Source organism: Ureibacillus sp. FSL W8-0352 (assembly GCF_038004345.1).
In the GTDB taxonomy this organism is placed as follows: Bacteria; Bacillota; Bacilli; order Bacillales_A; family Planococcaceae; genus Ureibacillus; species Ureibacillus thermosphaericus.
In genome coordinates, this window is record NZ_JBBOQT010000002.1 from 2,501 (window position 1) to 5,904 (window position 3,404).

9 tRNA genes and 3 rRNA genes are annotated in these 3,404 nt (G+C 52.1%); all 12 read left to right on the forward strand.

The features are described 5' to 3' along the window. Positions 1 to 3 precede the first annotated feature (3 nt). Positions 4 to 119 (forward strand): 5S ribosomal RNA (gene rrf, locus NST98_RS17190). An 8-nt stretch (positions 120 to 127) separates the two neighbouring features. Beyond that, a tRNA-Val gene (locus NST98_RS17195) sits at positions 128 to 203 on the forward strand. Positions 204 to 209: 6 nt separating this feature from the next. Beyond that, positions 210 to 285 (forward strand) — tRNA-Thr (locus tag NST98_RS17200). Between the two features lie 4 nt (positions 286 to 289). Then, positions 290 to 364, forward strand: a tRNA-Lys gene (locus tag NST98_RS17205). Positions 365 to 368: 4 nt separating this feature from the next. After that, positions 369 to 453: transfer RNA gene (locus tag NST98_RS17210), tRNA-Leu, on the forward strand. Between the two features lie 17 nt (positions 454 to 470). Further along, a tRNA-Gly gene (locus NST98_RS17215) sits at positions 471 to 545 on the forward strand. 5 nt (positions 546 to 550) lie between these two features. Next, positions 551 to 639: transfer RNA gene (locus tag NST98_RS17220), tRNA-Leu, on the forward strand. Between the two features lie 16 nt (positions 640 to 655). Beyond that, positions 656 to 732 (forward strand) — tRNA-Arg (locus NST98_RS17225). 6 nt (positions 733 to 738) lie between these two features. Continuing rightward, positions 739 to 815: transfer RNA gene (locus NST98_RS17230), tRNA-Pro, on the forward strand. Between the two features lie 11 nt (positions 816 to 826). Then, positions 827 to 902, forward strand: a tRNA-Ala gene (locus NST98_RS17235). A 111-nt stretch (positions 903 to 1,013) separates the two neighbouring features. Beyond that, a 16S ribosomal RNA gene (locus NST98_RS17240) occupies positions 1,014 to 2,566 on the forward strand. 303 nt (positions 2,567 to 2,869) lie between these two features. Next, positions 2,870 to 3,404, forward strand: a 23S ribosomal RNA gene (locus NST98_RS17245); the annotation flags it as partial.

Below are 3,404 nucleotides of genomic sequence, written 5' to 3' on the forward strand. Positions count from 1 at the left end.
TAGTCTAGTGACGATGGCAAAGAGGATACACCCGTTCCCATACCGAACACGGAAGTTAAGCTCTTTAGCGCCGATGGTAGTAAGGGGCTTCCCCTTGTGAGAGTAGGACGTTGCTAGGCTAATATATGGAGGATTAGCTCAGCTGGGAGAGCACCTGCCTTACAAGCAGGGGGTCGGCGGTTCGATCCCGTCATCCTCCACCATATCATGCCGGTGTAGCTCAATTGGCAGAGCAACTGACTTGTAATCAGTAGGTTGAGGGTTCGATTCCTTTCGCCGGCACCATCATGAGCCATTAGCTCAGTGGTAGAGCATCTGACTTTTAATCAGAGGGTCGAAGGTTCAAGTCCTTCATGGCTCACCATTTTGCGGGTGTGGCGGAATTGGCAGACGCACTAGACTTAGGATCTAGCGCCTCACGGCGTGGGGGTTCGACTCCCTCCACCCGCACCATTTAAAATATAATTATTGCGGAAGTAGTTCAGTGGTAGAACACCACCTTGCCAAGGTGGGGGTCGCGGGTTCGAACCCCGTCTTCCGCTCCAATAATGCCGGGGTGGCGGAATTGGCAGACGCACAGGACTTAAAATCCTGCGGTAGGTGACTACCGTACCGGTTCGACTCCGGTCCTCGGCACCATGTAAAATAGAAGTTAGCGCCAGTAGCTCAATTGGATAGAGCGTCTGACTACGGATCAGAAGGTTGTGGGTTCGACTCCTGCCTGGCGCGCCATAAAATCGGGAAGTAGCTCAGCTTGGTAGAGCACTTGGTTTGGGACCAAGGGGTCGCAGGTTCGAATCCTGTCTTCCCGACCATACATTATATTGGGGCATTAGCTCAGCTGGGAGAGCGCCTGCCTTGCACGCAGGAGGTCAGCGGTTCGATCCCGCTATGCTCCACCATGAACCTTGAAAACTGAACAACAAAACGTTAATGCAATAAATTATCTAGTTGTTAACCCTCGTTAACAAACTAGATTCGGACATTCAATTTTTGAGCAAATCAAATTTTCTTTTATGGAGAGTTTGATCCTGGCTCAGGACGAACGCTGGCGGCGTGCCTAATACATGCAAGTCGAGCGAACCAATTGAAAGCCTAGCTTTCATGAGGTTAGCGGCGGACGGGTGAGTAACACGTGGGTAACCTGCCCTATAGACTGGGATAACTCGCGGAAACGCGTGCTAATACCGGATAACACATCAAAGTGCATGCTTTGGTGTTGAAAGATGGTTCTGCTATCACTATAGGATGGGCCCGCGGCGCATTAGCTTGTTGGTGGGGTAACGGCCTACCAAGGCGACGATGCGTAGCCGACCTGAGAGGGTGATCGGCCACACTGGGACTGAGACACGGCCCAGACTCCTACGGGAGGCAGCAGTAGGGAATCTTCCACAATGGGCGAAAGCCTGATGGAGCAACGCCGCGTGAGCGAAGAAGGTCTTCGGATCGTAAAGCTCTGTTGTAAGGGAAGAACAAGTGCAGTAGTAACTGGCTGCACCTTGACGGTACCTTACTAGAAAGCCACGGCTAACTACGTGCCAGCAGCCGCGGTAATACGTAGGTGGCAAGCGTTGTCCGGAATTATTGGGCGTAAAGCGCGCGCAGGCGGTTTCTTAAGTCTGATGTGAAAGCCCCCGGCTTAACCGGGGAGGGTCATTGGAAACTGGGAGACTTGAGTGCAGGAGAGGGAAGCGGAATTCCATGTGTAGCGGTGAAATGCGTAGAGATATGGAGGAACACCAGTGGCGAAGGCGGCTTCCTGGCCTGTAACTGACGCTGAGGCGCGAAAGCGTGGGGAGCAAACAGGATTAGATACCCTGGTAGTCCACGCCGTAAACGATGAGTGCTAAGTGTTAGGGGGTTTCCACCCCTTAGTGCTGCAGCTAACGCATTAAGCACTCCGCCTGGGGAGTACGGTCGCAAGACTGAAACTCAAAGGAATTGACGGGGGCCCGCACAAGCGGTGGAGCATGTGGTTTAATTCGAAGCAACGCGAAGAACCTTACCAGGTCTTGACATCCCGCTGACCGCTATGGAGACATAGCCTTCCCTTCGGGGACAGCGGTGACAGGTGGTGCATGGTTGTCGTCAGCTCGTGTCGTGAGATGTTGGGTTAAGTCCCGCAACGAGCGCAACCCTTGTCCTTAGTTGCCATCATTCAGTTGGGCACTCTAAGGAGACTGCCGTACAAATACGGAGGAAGGTGGGGATGACGTCAAATCATCATGCCCCTTATGACCTGGGCTACACACGTGCTACAATGGACGGTACAAACGGTCGCGAAGTCGCGAGACGGAGCCAATCCGAAAAAACCGTTCTCAGTTCGGATTGCAGGCTGCAACTCGCCTGCATGAAGCCGGAATCGCTAGTAATCGCGGATCAGCATGCCGCGGTGAATACGTTCCCGGGCCTTGTACACACCGCCCGTCACACCACGAGAGTCTGTAACACCCGAAGTCGGTGAGGTAACCCTTTCGGGAGCCAGCCGCCGAAGGTGGGACAGATGATTGGGGTGAAGTCGTAACAAGGTAGCCGTATCGGAAGGTGCGGCTGGATCACCTCCTTTCTAAGGATATTTACGGAAGCATTAGCGTTTTGTGTTCAGTTTTGAAGGTTTATGACCTTCAAAGTTATAGTGTTGTTCTTTGAAAACTGGATAAACGACATTGAAAGCAAGCAATTTACTGTAAAGCGCAAACAACTAGGCTAACACGACGTAAATGCGACGTGGATTAAAGCCGTAAGGGTTGCGAGACGCAAGCAAGACAAGGAAATGAGCGAGTGAGAACCGGAGTGTACTACATGTGTACATGAGGATTCGAACGAGCGAAATTGACGAAGTATTGCGCAGCGTATCGAAAACCGTAAAGGTTAAGTTGTTAAGGGCGCACGGTGGATGCCTTGGCACTAGGAGCCGATGAAGGACGGGACTAACACCGATATGCTTCGGGGAGCTGTAAGTAAGCTTTGATCCGGAGATTTCCGAATGGGGGAACCCACTGTTCGTAATGGAACAGTATCTTAACGTGAATCCATAGCGTTAAGAAGGCACACCCAGGGAACTGAAACATCTAAGTACCTGGAGGAGAAGAAAGAAAAATCGATTCCCTGAGTAGCGGCGAGCGAAACGGGAACAGCCCAAACCAAGAGGCTTGCCTCTTGGGGTTGTAGGACACTCTATACGGAGTTACAAAAGGATGGGTTAGATGAACCGTTCTGGAAAGGACGGCCAGAGAAGGTAAAAGCCCTGTAGTCGAAAATCCATCCTCTCCTGAGTGGATCCTGAGTACGGCGGAACACGTGAAATTCCGTCGGAATCCGGGAGGACCATCTCCCAAGGCTAAATACTCCCTAGTGACCGATAGTGAACCAGTACCGTGAGGGAAAGGTGAAAAGCACCCCGG